At 62.4% G+C, this 14672-nt stretch carries 22 protein-coding genes; all 22 read right to left on the minus strand.

All coding sequences use genetic code 11. The features are described 5' to 3' along the window. Positions 1 to 39: 39 nt before the first annotated feature. The 22 genes from glmM to rplN all read right to left on the minus strand — a co-directional run bounded on the left by glmM (position 40) and on the right by rplN (position 14524). Positions 40 to 1386, minus strand: coding sequence for a phosphoglucosamine mutase (glmM, locus tag FPY90_RS07545; protein WP_498684820.1), 1347 nt, complete (start codon positions 1384 to 1386; stop codon positions 40 to 42). A gap of 176 nt (positions 1387 to 1562) precedes the next feature. Continuing rightward, positions 1563 to 2063: a 30S ribosomal protein S9 gene (rpsI, locus tag FPY90_RS07550; protein WP_071212960.1), complete on the minus strand. Its 501-nt coding sequence runs from the start codon at positions 2061 to 2063 to the stop codon at positions 1563 to 1565. Positions 2064 to 2099: 36 nt separating this feature from the next. Continuing rightward, positions 2100 to 2543 (minus strand): 50S ribosomal protein L13, encoded by a 444-nt coding sequence (gene rplM / locus FPY90_RS07555; protein ID WP_071212959.1) that lies wholly within the window; start codon positions 2541 to 2543, stop codon positions 2100 to 2102. Between the two features lie 343 nt (positions 2544 to 2886). Then, complete coding sequence (gene truA, locus FPY90_RS07560) at positions 2887 to 3753, minus strand: tRNA pseudouridine(38-40) synthase TruA (protein ID WP_498685544.1); 867 nt, start codon at positions 3751 to 3753, stop codon at positions 2887 to 2889. Between the two features lie 212 nt (positions 3754 to 3965). Then, positions 3966 to 4478 (minus strand): 50S ribosomal protein L17, encoded by a 513-nt coding sequence (gene rplQ / locus FPY90_RS07565; RefSeq protein ID WP_071212958.1) that lies wholly within the window; start codon positions 4476 to 4478, stop codon positions 3966 to 3968. A 94-nt stretch (positions 4479 to 4572) separates the two neighbouring features. Next, entirely contained in the window at positions 4573 to 5580 is a 1008-nt protein-coding gene (locus tag FPY90_RS07570; protein WP_071212957.1) for a DNA-directed RNA polymerase subunit alpha, read from the minus strand. Positions 5581 to 5753: 173 nt separating this feature from the next. After that, entirely contained in the window at positions 5754 to 6155 is a 402-nt protein-coding gene (rpsK, locus tag FPY90_RS07575; RefSeq protein ID WP_071212956.1) for a 30S ribosomal protein S11, read from the minus strand. Positions 6156 to 6198: 43 nt separating this feature from the next. Beyond that, positions 6199 to 6573: a 30S ribosomal protein S13 gene (gene rpsM, locus FPY90_RS07580; RefSeq protein ID WP_071212955.1), complete on the minus strand. Its 375-nt coding sequence runs from the start codon at positions 6571 to 6573 to the stop codon at positions 6199 to 6201. A gap of 150 nt (positions 6574 to 6723) precedes the next feature. Further along, on the minus strand, positions 6724 to 6837 hold the full coding sequence (gene rpmJ, locus FPY90_RS07585) for a 50S ribosomal protein L36 (RefSeq protein ID WP_071894985.1): 114 nt from the start codon (positions 6835 to 6837) through the stop codon (positions 6724 to 6726). Between the two features lie 83 nt (positions 6838 to 6920). After that, complete coding sequence (gene infA / locus FPY90_RS07590) at positions 6921 to 7142, minus strand: translation initiation factor IF-1 (protein WP_068731548.1); 222 nt, start codon at positions 7140 to 7142, stop codon at positions 6921 to 6923. A 231-nt stretch (positions 7143 to 7373) separates the two neighbouring features. Beyond that, positions 7374 to 8204 carry a type I methionyl aminopeptidase gene (gene map / locus FPY90_RS07595; protein ID WP_498684823.1) on the minus strand — a complete coding sequence of 277 codons (831 nt, stop codon included), beginning with the start codon at positions 8202 to 8204 and terminating at the stop codon, positions 7374 to 7376. Positions 8205 to 8314: 110 nt separating this feature from the next. After that, positions 8315 to 8887: an adenylate kinase gene (locus tag FPY90_RS07600; protein WP_071212953.1), complete on the minus strand. Its 573-nt coding sequence runs from the start codon at positions 8885 to 8887 to the stop codon at positions 8315 to 8317. After that, positions 8884 to 10188, minus strand: a complete 1305-nt coding sequence (secY, locus tag FPY90_RS07605) for a preprotein translocase subunit SecY (protein WP_071212952.1) — start codon at positions 10186 to 10188, stop codon at positions 8884 to 8886. Before secY ends, FPY90_RS07600 begins: the two co-directional genes overlap by 4 nt. Before the next feature lie 287 nt (positions 10189 to 10475). Continuing rightward, positions 10476 to 10931, minus strand: a complete 456-nt coding sequence (gene rplO, locus FPY90_RS07610) for a 50S ribosomal protein L15 (protein WP_071212951.1) — start codon at positions 10929 to 10931, stop codon at positions 10476 to 10478. Between the two features lie 2 nt (positions 10932 to 10933). Continuing rightward, the gene (gene rpmD, locus FPY90_RS07615; RefSeq protein WP_071212950.1) at positions 10934 to 11140 is read right to left on the minus strand and encodes a 50S ribosomal protein L30; all 207 of its coding nucleotides are present in this window, start codon (positions 11138 to 11140) and stop codon (positions 10934 to 10936) included. A gap of 2 nt (positions 11141 to 11142) precedes the next feature. Continuing rightward, a complete protein-coding gene (rpsE, locus tag FPY90_RS07620) occupies positions 11143 to 11850 on the minus strand; it encodes a 30S ribosomal protein S5 (protein ID WP_071212949.1) in 708 nt (235 codons plus the stop codon). After that, positions 11847 to 12218 carry a 50S ribosomal protein L18 gene (rplR, locus tag FPY90_RS07625; protein WP_071212948.1) on the minus strand — a complete coding sequence of 124 codons (372 nt, stop codon included), beginning with the start codon at positions 12216 to 12218 and terminating at the stop codon, positions 11847 to 11849. Before rplR ends, rpsE begins: the two co-directional genes overlap by 4 nt. 2 nt (positions 12219 to 12220) lie before the next feature. Further along, positions 12221 to 12757 carry a 50S ribosomal protein L6 gene (rplF, locus tag FPY90_RS07630; protein ID WP_071212947.1) on the minus strand — a complete coding sequence of 179 codons (537 nt, stop codon included), beginning with the start codon at positions 12755 to 12757 and terminating at the stop codon, positions 12221 to 12223. Between the two features lie 21 nt (positions 12758 to 12778). After that, positions 12779 to 13177 (minus strand): 30S ribosomal protein S8, encoded by a 399-nt coding sequence (rpsH, locus tag FPY90_RS07635; RefSeq protein WP_071212946.1) that lies wholly within the window; start codon positions 13175 to 13177, stop codon positions 12779 to 12781. Positions 13178 to 13239: 62 nt separating this feature from the next. Beyond that, positions 13240 to 13809 carry a 50S ribosomal protein L5 gene (gene rplE / locus FPY90_RS07640; RefSeq protein ID WP_071212945.1) on the minus strand — a complete coding sequence of 190 codons (570 nt, stop codon included), beginning with the start codon at positions 13807 to 13809 and terminating at the stop codon, positions 13240 to 13242. Continuing rightward, positions 13809 to 14153: a 50S ribosomal protein L24 gene (gene rplX / locus FPY90_RS07645; protein ID WP_071212944.1), complete on the minus strand. Its 345-nt coding sequence runs from the start codon at positions 14151 to 14153 to the stop codon at positions 13809 to 13811. The genes rplE and rplX overlap by 1 nt, the downstream gene beginning before the upstream one ends. 2 nt (positions 14154 to 14155) lie before the next feature. After that, on the minus strand, positions 14156 to 14524 hold the full coding sequence (gene rplN / locus FPY90_RS07650) for a 50S ribosomal protein L14 (RefSeq protein ID WP_071212943.1): 369 nt from the start codon (positions 14522 to 14524) through the stop codon (positions 14156 to 14158). Between the last annotated feature and the right edge of the window lie 148 nt (positions 14525 to 14672).

Consider the following 14672-nt stretch of genomic DNA (forward strand, 5'->3'; position numbering starts at 1 on the left):
CCGGAACGCTCGGCCACATTGGCAATGCGGGAGTGGATGTCAGAGCGCCAGTTCGCGCTGGACGACGTCGGCCAGGGACTGAGCCAGGGAACTCGCCATGGCGTGCGAGGTGGCCTCGACCATCACGCGGACCACCGGCTCGGTTCCCGAGGGGCGCAGCAGCACGCGGCCGTTCTCGCCCAGTTCCGCCTCGGCGGCGGCGATCGCGGTGATCAGCGTCTTGTTGCTGGGCGCGGCTTCCTTGTCGACGCCCTTGACGTTGATCAGCACCTGCGGGAGCACCGTCATGGCGGCGGCAAGCTCCTTGAGGGTCTTGCCGGTGGCATTGACGCGGGCTGCGATGTGCAGGCCGGTAAGCACCCCGTCGCCGGTGGTGGCGTGGTCGGCGAAGATCACGTGGCCGGACTGCTCCCCGCCCAGGTTGTAGTCGCCGGTGCGCATGCCCTCGAGCACGTAGCGGTCCCCCACCCCGGTTTCCAGGATGGTGATGCCGGCTTCGCGCATGGCGATCTTCAGGCCGAGGTTGCTCATCACGGTGGCCACCAGGGTGTCGTCCTTCAGGACGCCGCGTTCCTTCATGTCGGTGGCCATGATCGCCATGATCTGGTCCCCGTCCACGACAGTGCCTTCGTGGTCCACGGCCAGGCAGCGGTCGGCGTCGCCGTCGTGGGCGATGCCCAGGTCCGCGCCGTTGTCCAGCACGGCGGCCTGCAGGCGCTCGAGGTGCGTGGAGCCGTAGCCGTCGTTGATGTTGATGCCGTCGGGTTCCGCACCGATGACCACGACCTGGGCCCCGGCGGCGTTGAAGACCTCCGGGGAGCAGCCGCTGGCCGCGCCGTGGGCACAGTCAAGGACGACCTTCATGCCGTCAAGCCGGTTCGGCAGGGTCTGCAGCAGGTGCATGACGTAGCGGTCCTCGGCATCCGCGAAGCGCGTTACCCGTCCCACGTCACCGCCGACCGGACGGTACTTGGGCTTGTCCAGGGCCGCCTCGATGGCGTCCTCCAGGGCGTCGTCGAGCTTCTTGCCGCCGCGGGCCAGGAACTTGATCCCGTTGTCCGGGGCGGGGTTGTGCGAGGCGGAGATCATGACGCCGAAGTCGGCGCCCAGATCCGCGACCAGGTACGCCGCCGCCGGCGTCGGAAGGGTCCCCGCATCGTGCACATCGACGCCGGAGGCTGCGAGCCCCGCCTCGATTGCAGCAGAGAGGAAGTCGCCACTGATCCTGGGATCCTTGGCCACCACCGCCACGGGCCTGCGCCCGTCATGTATTTTCTCGTGCCCCAGCACCATCGCGGCGGCCTGTGAAAGCGCCATCGCCAGTTCGGGGGTCAGAAGTTCGTTTGCTTTTCCGCGGACACCATCGGTCCCAAATAACCTTGCCATCGTCATCCATCATAGGGCCAGCAATCCCCGAAGTCGGGCATCTGTGGGGTTTATCAAGGCAATCTTTGCCTATTCATGTGCCATATCCCACTACGGCACCGCGCCTTAACGCCCGAAGGGCCCCGGCACGAATGCCGGGACCCTTCGGTGCCGGGTGAAAACCCGGCGCAAGCGGTTTAGCGCTTGGAGAACTGCGAAGCCTTGCGAGCCTTCTTGAGACCAGCCTTCTTGCGCTCGATGACGCGTGCGTCACGAGTCAAGTAGCCGGCCTTCTTGAGAGCGGCGCGGTTGTTGTCGCGGTCGATCTCGTTCAGCGAGCGGGCGATGCCCAGGCGCAGCGCACCGGCCTGGCCCGAGGGGCCGCCACCGTGGATGCGTGCAATGACGTCGTATGCGCCGTCCAGCTCGAGGAGCTTGAACGGTTCGTTGACGTCCTGCTGGTGCAGCTTGTTCGGGAAGTAGTTGTCCAGCGAGCGGCCGTTGAGGGTCCACTGGCCGGTGCCCGGAACGACGCGCACGCGGGCAATTGCCTGCTTGCGACGGCCAACTGCTGCGCCTGCAACGGTCAGTGCCGGACGTTCCTTGACTGCCTCTGCCTCTACGGCAACGGTCTCCGAGGTGTACGAAGTCGGAGCTTCACCCTCGAATTCAGTGATCTCTTCAGTGTTCTGAGCCACGATAATCTCCTAAAGTCTTGTTCTCGGGGCCCAGCGCTACTGCGCGACCTGGGTGATTTCGAAGGTCTGCGGCTGCTGTGCAGCGTGCGGGTGCTCGGCACCGCGGTAGACCTTCAACTTGGACAGCTGATCCGCAGCCAGCGAGTTCTTCGGGAGCATGCCCTTGATGGCCTTCTCCACTGCCTGTACCGGGTTCTTTTCAAGAAGCTCGGCGTAGGTCACGGACTTCAGGCCGCCCGGGAAACCCGAGTGGCGGTAGGCGCGCTTGTTTTCGAGCTTGGCGCCGGTGAGGGCAACCTTCTCGGCGTTGATGATGATGACGTGGTCGCCCATGTCCATGTGGGGGGCGAAGGTAGCCTTGTGCTTGCCGCGCAGCAGGGTTGCGGCCTGGACGGCGAGGCGGCCAAGTACAACGTCAGTGGCATCAATGATGTGCCACTGGCGGGTCTGGTCAGCCGGCTTTGGAGTGAACGTACGCACTGTAATTGCCTTTGTTTATTGGTTACTGGTCAAGCACAGGTCCAAACAGCGGCTGTGAGATCCACTATTGTCTTTGTGCTGTGTTTCGATGCGCTGTACCAGTTCGCCAGGTGAGGACTGAAAAGACCGGCCGTCCATGAATGTTCGCAATCCCAGCAGACCAGTGGCTCTGCAACTGAGCCGTCACGCGGAGAAGGTTGTGTCGAACAAAGGACACGCACAACAGCCGTTAGTCTATCGGATTAACCCCGGCACCACCAAAGCGTGCGCCGTGAACCGCGCTACGCTTGCGTGATTCGCCTCTCACTGCCCGGATCGGGGCACCCGGGCAAGGGTCTTGCCGCTATTCCAGCGACACTCCCCCGATGGGGATGCCCACGTCGTGCGGCAGCCGCCGGGCCCGGGTGAGCTCGGCACGCGCCGCCGCCTCGCGCCCGGTGGGGTAGGCCACTTCCTCGAGCACCAGGGCCCGGGGATCGGCCAGCAATGTCTTGGAATCACGCAATTCCTCGGCGAGGCGGGCGGCAACCCAGCCGGGTTCCTCCCGCCCGTCGCCCACCAGCAGGCACGCCCCGATGAGGGCGCGGACCATGTTGTGGCAGAACGCGTCCGCCTTCAGGTGCGCCACCACGATGCCGCGCTCGTCGCGGGCGAAGGAGAACTCGGTCAGCGTGCGGATGGTGGTGGCGTGGTCCCGCGGCTTGCAGAAGGACAGGAAGTCGTGGCGGCCCAGCAGGCTTTGCGCCTCGGCGTCCAGCAGCTCCACATCGACCTCGCGCTTGTGCCACATCGTGTAGGCGCGCGAGAGCGGGTCCCAGCTGGAGGCGCCGTCGGCGATCCGGTATGAATAGCGGCGCCAGAGGGCGGAGAAGCGCGCATCGAACCCGGCCGGGGCGAGGGAAGCCTGGTGGATGAGGATGGCCCCGCGCTCCCGGGTCAGCACCCCGCGCAGCCTGCGCACCAGGGCTCGTTCCGGGGAAATGGCCGCTCCGCGGGGCAGGGACTCGAATTCGGCGGCGGTCAGGTCGAAGTGGACCATCTGGTTCCGGGCGTGGACCCCGGCATCGGTGCGCCCGGCCACCGTGGTGCGCACGGGCCGGCGCAGGAGCATGGCCAGGGCCGCTTCCACCACGCCTTGCACCGTGGGAAGGCCAGGCTGGATGGCCCAGCCGTTGTACCCGGTGCCGTCATATCCCAGTCGCACGCACATGCGCACCAGCGCCGGCTCGGTGGGGCTGGAGCTGGGGGCCAGTGAGGGATCCACCGAATCAATGGCGGGAATCAACATGTTTCAATCCTAGATCCACGCGCCTGCCCGCTGCGGGCCGGCGCCGTTTAAAGCCATTGGCCCGGCGCATTTTCCCCCTAATCGGGAAAAGCCGCGCCGGGCCAATGTTTTGGCTGTTGCCAGGGGGACAAGGACTAGGCCTTGTTCTCCTCTGCTGCCTCGGTCTCAACGACCTCGGCGGTTTCGGTTGCTTCGGTCTCGACGACCTCTTCAACCGGAGCAGCCACTGCGGCAGCCTTTTCGGCTTCCTTCACAACGGCCTGCTTCGGGGAAACCGGCTCCATGACCAATTCGATGACAGCCATCGGGGCGTTGTCGCCCTTGCGGTTGCCGATCTTGGTGATGCGGGTGTAGCCACCCGGACGCTCGGCCATGACCGGTGCGATGTTCTCGAACAGCTCGTGGACGATCGACTTGTTGGTGCGGCTGCGCGAGGCAATGACTGCCTGGACGCGGCGACGCGAGGCCAGGTCTCCGCGCTTGGCGAAGGTGATCAGGCGCTCTGCGTGCGGACGAAGGCGCTTGGCCTTGGTCAGCGTGGTGGTGATGGATTTGTTCTCGAACAGCTGCGCGGACAGGTTCGCGAGCATCAAACGCTCGTGAGCTGCGCTGCCGCCGAGACGCGGACCCTTGGGAGGGGTAGGCATAGTGTTCTCCTAGTATGGTGGCCTTTGCGCCCGGGGCCCCGGTGGGATACCGGGCGCAAAGGTTTAAGTTCTATAGCTGGTGGGCCAAGAAGTCTTAGACTTCTTCCTCACCGTAGACGTCATCGTCGCCAATGGCGGCGGCACGTGCTGCAAGATCGAAGCCCGGAGGGGAATCCTTCAGGGCCAGACCCAAATCGATCAGCTTCGCCTTGACCTCGTCAATGGACTTCGCACCGAAGTTACGGATGTCCATCAGGTCGGCCTCGGAGCGTGCAACGAGTTCACCCACGGAGTGGATGCCCTCACGCTTGAGGCAGTTGTACGAGCGAACCGTCAATTCGAGGTCTTCGATCGGCAGTGCCATGTCGGCTGCGAGTGCGGCGTCCGTCGGGGACGGGCCGATCTCGATGCCTTCAGCGGCGGTGTTCAGCTCGCGTGCCAGGCCGAACAGTTCAACCAGGGTGGTGCCTGCGGATGCAACTGCATCGCGCGGGAGCATCGAATCCTTGGTCTCGACATCGACGATGAGCTTGTCAAAGTCGGTGCGCTGCTCGACACGGGTGGCCTCCACGCGGAAGGTCACCTTCAGCACCGGCGAGTAGATCGAATCCACTGGGATGCGACCGATCTCTGCGTCCACGTTCTTGTTCTGCGCTGCAGAAACATAACCGCGGCCACGTTCGATGGTCAGTTCCATGTCGAACTTGCCCTTCGCGTTCAATGTCGCGATGTGCAGGTCCGGGTTGTGGAATTCCACGCCGGCTGGCGGGGTGATGTCGGCTGCGGTGACGACGCCCGGGCCCTGCTTGCGCAGGTAGGCGACGACCGGCTCGTCATGTTCGGAGGACACTGAGAGATTCTTGATGTTCAGAATCAGCTCGGTGACATCTTCCTTCACACCGGCTACGGTGGTGAACTCGTGCAATACCCCGTCGATCCGCACACTGGTGACAGCTGCACCAGGAATGGAGGAGAGCAGGGTACGGCGAAGCGAGTTACCCAGGGTGTAGCCGAAGCCAGGCTCCAACGGTTCAATTACGAAACGGGAGCGGTTCTCCGCTACGACTTCTTCGGTCAGGGTAGGGCGCTGTGCAATGAGCACTTACATTTCCTTTCAGCGAGCGTCCGCTATATGACGCAACACAGGGGGTGGAAACGACGTATGCCTCGTCGGCGTTCGTCTGGTTCGGTCTGGCTAGCCGTGGCGATCATGCCGCCGCGCCCAACCCCCTTGCGGGGGAAAGACGCGGCGGCATCAAAGCCAGACAGTCATTTTTAGACGCGGCGACGCTTTGGCGGGCGGCAGCCGTTGTGTGCGCTTGGGGAAACGTCCTGGATGGACCCAACCTCAAGGCCAGCAGCCTGCAGCGAGCGGATCGCGGTTTCGCGTCCCGAGCCCGGGCCCTTGACGAAAACGTCAACCTTGCGAAGTCCGTGCTCCTGAGCACGCTTTGCAGCAGCCTCGGCGGCCATCTGTGCAGCGTACGGAGTGGACTTGCGCGAGCCCTTGAAGCCAACCTCGCCGGCCGAGGCCCACGAGATTACAGCACCTGAAGGATCCGTGATGGAAACGATGGTGTTGTTGAAGGTGCTCTTGATGTGCGCCTGTCCGAGCGCGATATTCTTTTTGTCCTTGCGACGCGGCTTGCGGACCGCTCCACGAGTCTTGGGGGGCATGCTTACTCCTACGAGAAATTTGGCTTAGTGACGACCGCTAGATTTAGCGGGTCTTCTTCTTACCGGCGACGGTGCGCTTCGGGCCCTTGCGGGTACGAGCGTTGGTCTTGGTGCGCTGACCGCGGACCGGCAGGCCCTTGCGGTGGCGGATGCCTTCGTAGGAGCCGATTTCAACCTTGCGGCGAATGTCAGCTGCCACTTCACGGCGGAGGTCACCCTCAACCTTGAAGCTGCCTTCAATGAAGTCACGCAGCTGAACCAGCTCAGCGTCGGTCAGATCCTTCACGCGAGTGTCCGGGTTGATCCCGGTCTCGGCGATGGTCTGTTCTGCACGGGTCTTGCCCACGCCGTAGATGTAGGTAAGCGCAATAATCACGCGCTTTTCGCGCGGGATGTCTACGCCAGCTAGACGAGCCATATGCTGTCTACCTTTCGATGTGCGGAGGTCTAAAGCAGTACAATCCTGGGAATTCCCAGTCCACGGCCTCCGTGCCGTGGGTGTGCATCGCGCGGTGGATGCTGTACTGCCGATTACAATTACTACGCGCAGGATTTCCCGTGAGGGAAATTAGCCCTGACGCTGCTTATGGCGTGGATTTTCGCAGATCACCATGACCCGACCATTACGGCGGATCACCTTGCACTTATCGCAGATCGGCTTCACGCTAGGGTTAACCTTCACGGCTTACTCCTTTTGCGGTTGCGGTTTCAGTGGAGCGTAATTACCTTTGTCGCCCGTCCCAAGGGAAGGAAGAACAAAAATCTTTACTTGTAGCGGTAAACGATACGTCCGCGGTTGAGGTCATACGGACTGAGTTCCACCACTACGCGATCCTCAGGGAGGATTCGAATGTAGTGCTGACGCATCTTTCCCGAGATAGTTGCAAGTACAACGTGCCCGTTGGGCAGCTCAACACGGAACATCGCGTTGGGCAGTGCCTCTGACACGGTGCCTTCTACCTCGATGACACCCTCTTTCTTGGCCATATCCTCCGCTAACTTTTGTTGCTGGCGACATTTACCGCCAACAGATTTATGGTCTCGGCCATCGATCACAGAGGTACCCGCAGCAACAGCTTTTGGGCACCAAGGAACAGACAACCAACAGTCAAGCCTACGCGCTGGAGGGCTTAAAGGGAAATCATTGTGGCCGACCCGTTTTGTTAGGTTGGCCACAGCTTCCCCACCCGGCCACGCGCACCGGAGGGCGGACCGGCGCTAGGAAACGATCGGGGAGGGGACCACGCCGTACGGTGCAAGCCCCGCCACTCCCCCGTCGTGGGCCGTCAGTACCCAGATGCCGCCCATGTGCACGGCTACCGAGTGTTCCCACTGCGAGGCACGCTGCCCATCGACGGTCACCACGGTCCAGTCGTCGGCCAGCACCTTGGTCTCAAGCCCCCCGCGCACCAGCATCGGTTCGATGGCCAGGCACATGCCCGGCTTCACCCGGGCGCCGCGGTGTCCGGTGCGGTAGTTCAGGACATCGGGCGCCTGGTGCATCTCGGACCCGATGCCGTGGCCCACGTAGTCCTCCAGGATGCCCAGCGGAGCGCCCGGGACCCCGGAGACGAAATCGTCGATGGCATCGCCGATCGCACCGACGAAGCGTGCCTCGGCCAGTGCGGCAATCCCCCGCCACATGGCTTCCTGGGTGATGTCGGACAGGCGCTGGTCCTCGGGGGCCGCGGTGCCGACGATGACGGTGCGCGCCGAGTCGGCATGCCAGCCGTCGATGATGGCCCCGCCGTCGATCTTCAGCACGTCCCCGTCCGCCAGCACGTACTCGCTGGGGAACCCGTGGACGACCTCCTCGTTGACCGAGGCGCAGATGGTGGCCGGGAACCCGTGGTAGCCCTTGAAGTTGCTGGTCGCCCCGTGGCGTTCAAGCACCGAGGCGAAGACCGTGTCCAGGTGGGCGGTGGTCACGCCGATTTGCGCGGCGGCAACGGCTTCGTCCAAGGCCTCGGCCAGGACCAAGCCCGCCTCGCGCATCTTCAGGATCTGCCCGTTGGTCTTGTACTCGATCTTGCGTTGGCTGAAAGCCATGGTGTGTATGTCCCTTTCCAAAGACGTTGCTCCACGTCATTATCGCAAAAAACCGCGGGGCTCGCGGCACTGGTGTGCCGGTCCCCGCGGTTTGTGCGTGCGTGAGCGATTTAGACGTTCTGTCCCAGCGCGTCCATGACGCGGTTGGTGACTTCATCGATCTCGCCGATGCCGTCCACCAGGCGCACGATGCCGCGCTCCTGGTAGCGGTTGACCACGACGGCGGTTTCCTCGTGGTACAGGCCCAGGCGGTGGCGGATGACCTCTTCGTTGTCATCGGCGCGGCCTTCGATCTGCGCGCGCTTGAGCAGGCGGGCGACGAGCTCCTCGTCGTCGGCGGTCAGCTGCAGCACGGCGTCGAGCTGCACCCCGGCGTCGGCCAGGATCGAATCAAGCTCGTCGACCTGGGCGCTGGTGCGCGGGTACCCGTCCAGCAGGAAGCCGTCCTTGACGTCGTCCTGGGACAGGCGGTCGCGGACCATCGAGTTGGTGACCGAGTCGGGAACGAAGTTCCCGGCGTCGATGTACTTCTTGGCCTCGACGCCCAGCGGGGTTCCGCCCTTGACGTTGGCGCGGAAGATGTCGCCGGTGGAGATGGCCACAACGTTGAGGCGCTCGGAGATGCGGTCCGCCTGGGTGCCCTTGCCGGCACCGGGGGGTCCAATGATCAACAGTCTTGTCATCGCAGAAGTCCTTCGTAGTGTCGCTGCTGCATTTGTGCGTTGATTTGCTTGACGGTTTCAAGACCCACACCAACCATGATGAGGATCGAGGTGCCGCCAAATGGGAAGTTCTGATCGGCATTGATCAACACGAAGGCGATCAACGGAATCAGGGCCACGAATGCCAGGTAAATGGCACCGGGGAACGTGATGCGGCTGAGGATGTACTCGAGGTACTCGGCCGTCGGACGTCCGGCACGGATGCCGGGGATGAATCCGCCGTACTGCTTCATGTTGTCGGCAACCTCGGTCGGGTTGAACGTGATGGCGACGTAGAAGTAGGTGAAGCCGATGGTCAGCAGCGTGTAGGCGATCATGTACAGCGGCGAGGAACCGGCGAAGTTCGTCTGCACCCACAGCGCCCAGTCCGGCAGCGTGCCGTCGGCACGCGTGTTGAACTGCACGACCATCGAGGGCAGTGCCAGCATCGAGGAAGCGAAGATCACCGGGATCACGCCGGCCATGTTGACCTTGATCGGGATGTAGGTGGACGTTCCGCCCACGGTGCGGCGCCCGATCATCCGCTTGGCGTACTGCACCGGGATGCGGCGCTGGGACTGCTCCACGAAGACGACCAGGGCAATGACCGCGACGCCGATGAGGATGACCCCCGTGAAGACGCCCCAGCCCTGCGAGGTGGCGATGGCGCCCATGGCCGAGGGGAAGCCCGAGGCAATGGACACGAAGATCAGCAGCGACATGCCGTTGCCGACGCCGCGTTCGGTGGCCAGCTCGCCCATCCACATGATCAGGCCGGTGCCTGCGGTGAGCGTGAAGATCATCAGGATGATGACCCAGAGGTTGTCCTCGGGGACGATCGGGAGCTGGCAGGAGGGGAAGAGCATTCCGCTGCGTGCCAGCGAGACCAGCGTGGTTGCCTGCAACAGGCCCAGCGCAATGGTCAGGTACCGGGTGTACTGGGTCAGGACGGCCTGTCCGGCCTGTCCTTCCTTGTGCAGCTCCTCGAAGCGAGGGATCACCACACGCAGCAGCTGGACGATGATGGAGGCCGTGATGTAGGGCATGATGCCCATGGCGAAGATCGAGACCTGCAGCAATGCACCGCCGCTGAACAGGTTCACGAACTGGTACAGGCCGCCGGTGGTGTTACCCGCGGCAAGACACTGTTGGACGTTGGAGTAGTCCACGCCAGGGGCAGGGATGTAGACACCTGCACGGTAGATCGCGATGATGGCGAGCGTGAACAACAACTTGCGTCGCAGGTCAGGCGTCCGGAATACCCGGGCAATGGCGCTGAACAAGCGTCCTCCTGATTGGTGGTGGCCGGGGGTACCCGGGGGTTGACCTATTGATTCTATCGGGTGGTGAGTGTTACACACCAAATGAATCGCGGCTGGGACTGTAATCATTCCCCGGCTGATCGATATATCCAGCGGGAAACCACCTGCGGAACCATGCCCACGGCATAACTGCATGACAGCCGGTTCCCGAAGGTGTAGCGGAAAGAAAAAAGGGGTGTCCCCGGGAATCCGCTTAGCGAATTCCCGGGTCCACCCCTTCTCACTGTGTGATCAAGAGACCACGTAGCTTAGAGCTCTACTGCAGAGCCGCCGGCTGCGACGATCTTTTCCGACGCGGACGAGGAGAAGGCGTTGACCTTCACGTCGACCTTGACGGTCAGTTCGCCCGAGCCAAGGACCTTGACGGGCTCGTTCTTGCGAACGGCGCCCTTCGCGACCAATGCCTCAACGGTGACTTCGCCACCTTCGGGGAACAGCTCCGAGATCTTGTCCAGGTTTACAACCTGGAACTCGACGCGGAACGGGTTCTTGAAGCCGCGAAGCTTCGGAAGGCGCATGTGCAGCGGCAACTGGCCACCGGCGAAGCCGGCCTTGACCTGGTAGCGCGCCTTGGTGCCCTTCATACCGCGACCAGCGGTCTTGCCCTTGGATGCCTCACCACGACCCACACGGGTCTTGGCGGTCTTGGCACCTTCGGCCGGACGCAGGTGGTGTACCTTCAATGCGTTTTCTTTTTCAGCCATGACTACTTCGCCTCCTCAACCTTTACGAGGTGCGGAACCGTGTTGACCATGCCTACGGTGACGGCGTCGGCGGTACGGACCACGGTGTGGCCGATGCGCTTCAGACCGAGCGAGCGAAGGGTGTCGCGCTGGTTCTGCTTGCCACCAATGGTGGACTTAATCTGGGTGATTGTCAGAGTCGCGTCGCTAGGGACAATGTTCTTCGCCACTATTACGCACCTGCCTTCTGGTTCTGGATGTTCCACAGCATCTGTGCCGAAACAACTTCTTCCAACGGCAGGCCACGACGTGCTGCCACTGCCTGAGGCTCTTCAAGGGCCTTCAGTGCGGCAACGGTGCCGTGGACGATGTTGATCTGGTTGCTCGAGCCCATGGACTTCGACAGGACATCGTGGATGCCTGCGCATTCCAGTACGGCGCGGACCGGACCACCGGCGATAACGCCGGTACCCGGAGCAGCCGGACGCAGGAGGACAACGCCGGCAGCGGCTTCACCCTGCACCAGGTGCGGGATGGTGGTGCCGACGCGGGGAACGCGGAAGAAGGACTTCTTGGCTTCTTCAACGCCCTTGGCGATTGCTGCCGGAACTTCCTTGGCCTTGCCGTAGCCAACGCCAACGAGACCGTTGCCGTCACCCACAACCACAAGCGCGGTGAAGCTAAAGCGACGACCACCCTTGACAACCTTGGATACGCGGTTGATGGCTACAACGCGCTCAAGGAACTTGTCCTTGTCATCGTTGCGGCTGTCCTTCTGGTCGCGGCCACGGCCACGACCCTCGCCACGGCCACGGCCTTCGCCGCCACGTCCACGGCCTTCGCCGCGAGCGGCTCCGGCCTTGTCAGCGGCAGGAGCAGTCGCGACTGCCTCAGTAGCTTCAGACACCTGAGTTTCCTTCTTGTTAGTTGCTTCGCTCACAGTGCCAGCCCACCTTCGCGTGCACCGTCAGCAACAGCTGCCACGCGACCGTGGTACTTGTTGCCGCCGCGGTCGAAGACCACGGATTCGATGCCGGCAGCCTTGGCGCGCTCGGCGACGAGCTCACCAATGCGCTTGGCCTTGGCGGTCTTGTCACCGTCGAATGCGCGCAAGTCAGCTTCCATCGTCGACGCGTAAGCAACGGTGATGCCCTTGCTGTCGTCTACGACCTGAACGAAAATGTGGCGTGCGGAGCGGTTGACGACCAGGCGCGGACGCACCTCGGTGCCGGTGATGCGCTTACGAACACGCAAGTGGCGACGGCCGCGTGCGGCTGCCTTGCTCTTACCCTTGATTCCGAGAGCCATGGTTACTTACCAGCCTTTCCGACCTTGCGGCGGATGATTTCGCCAGCGTACCGAACGCCCTTGCCCTTGTACGGGTCAGGCTTGCGGAGCTTGCGGATGTTGGCGGAAACTTCGCCAACCTGCTGCTTGTTGATACCCGAGACGGTGATCTTGGTGTTGCCCTCGACAGCGAAGGCAATGCCCTCGGGAGCCTCGACAACAACCGGGTGCGAGTAGCCCAGGGCGAACTCGAGGTTCGAGCCCTTTGCTGCAACGCGGTAACCGGTACCGTGGATTTCGAGCTTCTTTTCGTAGCCTGCGGTGACACCGATGATCATGTTCTCGATCAGGGTACGGGTCAAGCCGTGCAGCGAACGCGAATCGCGTTCGTCGTTCGGGCGGGACACGGTCACGGTGTTCTCTTCGAGAACAACAGCGATCGGGCTTGCTACGGTGTGGTTCAGTTCGCCCTTGGCGCCCTTGACGGTGACAACGTCGCCATCAATCTTGAGCTCAACGCCGGCAGGAACAGTGATCGGAAGACGTCCAATACGTGACATGGTTTCTTTCTCCCTTTCCCGTTACCAGACGTAGGCGAGGACTTCCCCACCTACACCCTTCTTGGCTGCCTGGCGGTCCGTGAGGAGACCGGAGGACGTGGACAGGATTGCAATGCCGAGGCCACCAAGGACGTGCGGCAAGTTGGTGGACTTTGCGTATACACGCAGGCCCGGCTTCGAAATACGGCGAACGCCAGCGATTGAACGCTCGCGGCTCGGGCCGAACTTCAGGGTGATGGTCAGCTTTTTGCCGACCTCTGCTGCTTCTTCAACGAACGAGCCGATGTAGCCCTGTTCCTTGAGGATCTGGGCAACGCGCACCTTCAGCTTCGACGACGGCATGGAAACCGTGTCGTGGTAAGCCGAGTTGGCGTTGCGCAGACGAGTCAGCATATCTGCGACAGGATCTGTCATTGTCATTTGGGCTTCTGCCCTTCCTCGCTACGGTTTCCGCGCAAGCGCGGACCTGCAACGTAGTTGATCTAGTTGGCGGTCTTGAACGGGAAGCCCAGGGCCTTGAGCAAGGCGCGGCCTTCGTCGTCGGTCTTCGCGGTGGTCACTACGGTGATGTCCATGCCGCGAACGCGGTCGATGGAATCAACATCGATCTCGTGGAACATCGACTGTTCCGTGAGACCGAAGGTGTAGTTGCCGTTGCCGTCGAACTGCTTCGGGCTCAGGCCACGGAAGTCACGGATACGCGGCAGTGCCAGCGAAACCAGACGATCCACGAATTCCCACATGCGATCGCCGCGAAGCGTTGCGTGGGTACCAATCGGCATGCCTTCGCGCAGCTTGAACTGTGCGATCGACTTGCGTGCCTTGGTAACCAACGGCTTCTGGCCGGTGATGGCGGTGAGGTCGCGAACTGCGCCTTCGATGAGCTTGGAGTCCTTGGCGGCTTCGCCGACACCCATGTTCACAACAACCTTGACCAGGCCCGGGACCTGCATCGGGTTGGCGTAGTTGAACTCGTTCGTCAGGGTTTCGCGGATTTCGGCGTTGTACTTGGCCTTAAGGCGAGGCTGGATGTTCACAGCTGCTTCAGTCATTACAGTGCCTTTCCGGAAGACTTGGCGAAGCGAACACGGACGGTCTTGGACACGCCGTTCTTCTCCACGGTTTCCTCGCGGAAGCCAACGCGGGTCGGCTTCTTGGTTTCCGGGTCAACGATTGCGACATTCGAGATGTGCATCGGGGCCTCAACGACCTCAATGCCACCGGTCTGCGTGCCACGCTCGGTCTGGCCGGCCTTGGTGTGCTTGGTGACGCGGTTGACACCCTCAACAAGAACGCGCTGCGCTGCCGGGAATACCTTCAGCACCTTGCCCTGCTTGTTGCGGTCGGAACCGGCGATGACCTGAACGAGGTCACCCTTCTTAATCTTTGCACCCATGGTTACAGTACCTCCGGAGCCAGGGAAACGATCTTCATGAACTTCTTGTCGCGAAGTTCACGACCCACCGGACCGAAAATACGGGTGCCGCGGGGCTCGCCGTCAGCCTTGAGGATGACAGCTGCGTTCTCGTCGAACTTGATGTAGGAACCGTCGACGCGGCGACGCTCCTTCTTGGTGCGAACGATGACAGCCTTGACGACGTCACCCTTCTTTACGTTTCCGCCAGGGATTGCATCCTTGACGGTGGCGACGATTACGTCGCCGATGCCTGCATAGCGACGGCCAGAGCCACCGAGAACACGAATGGTAAGGATTTCCTTAGCACCGGTGTTGTCGGCAACCTTCAGTCGCGATTCCTGCTGAATCACTTTTTACTCCTGTCGTCTCGCTGGTTCTCCTAGGGAGCCTTGCGGAACGGATATGGTCCATCTCAGCTTCCGCTTACCCCCACCTCCATACACAACGGTTCAAGGCGCCCGAGGGCGAGGAACAGTTGGTGCTGGGGAAGCAGGGCCG

Source organism: Arthrobacter sp. C2 (assembly GCA_024207135.1).
GTDB lineage: Bacteria > Actinomycetota > Actinomycetes > Actinomycetales > Micrococcaceae > Paeniglutamicibacter.